This is a genomic window from Photobacterium alginatilyticum (assembly GCF_009910675.1).
GTDB lineage: Bacteria > Pseudomonadota > Gammaproteobacteria > Enterobacterales > Vibrionaceae > Photobacterium > Photobacterium alginatilyticum.
The window spans coordinates 1-518 of sequence record NZ_RSEJ01000229.1 but is presented as its reverse complement, the minus strand read 5'-3'; the positions used below and the strand labels follow the sequence as shown (position 1 = coordinate 518).

General features: G+C 30.0%; 1 protein-coding gene. It reads left to right on the top strand.

What is annotated here, in order from left to right:
• Positions 1-224: 224 nt before the first annotated feature.
• Positions 225-341 carry a photosystem II reaction center protein PsbM gene (gene psbM, locus EIZ48_RS31630; RefSeq protein WP_160658798.1) on the top strand — a complete coding sequence of 39 codons (117 nt, stop codon included), beginning with the start codon at positions 225-227 and terminating at the stop codon, positions 339-341.
• Positions 342-518 lie beyond the last annotated feature (177 nt).

Genomic DNA, 518 nt, shown 5'->3' with positions numbered 1-518 from the left:
ATTTGATTCGGTGTGGATAAAAGATCTTCCTATGGTATACTATTAAATTCTCGACGATGAGTTTATTTGATAGCTCAGATATTATTRTTTATAATATTGATTCGATTCAATACCATCGGGAGGGAGTTCATCCATTGAATTTACAGGCAAAAGATTTRTCATCTCTATGGGATTAAATCCCGAGTTATTGTGAAATAAAATTAAAATAAAAAAACGATTAGATTATGGAAGTAAATATTCTTGCATTTATTGCTACTGCATTGTTCGTTCTCGTRCCTACTGCTTTTCTACTTATCATTTAYGTAAAAACAGTYAGTCAAAATCAARGTMAAAATGATTAATAAATTTRATYGAAACTTCACTTCTGCCGAAAAGRATTMAAATTCCGCGTCTTAAATGAAATGCGCGGACTAGAGTCGTCAATATTCTATACGATCCGATAGTATATGGTAGAAAGAAAGATTCATATATTTCTTTCTACCATATCTTTTTCGTAGTTTTCTTGTAGTGTAAAAAAA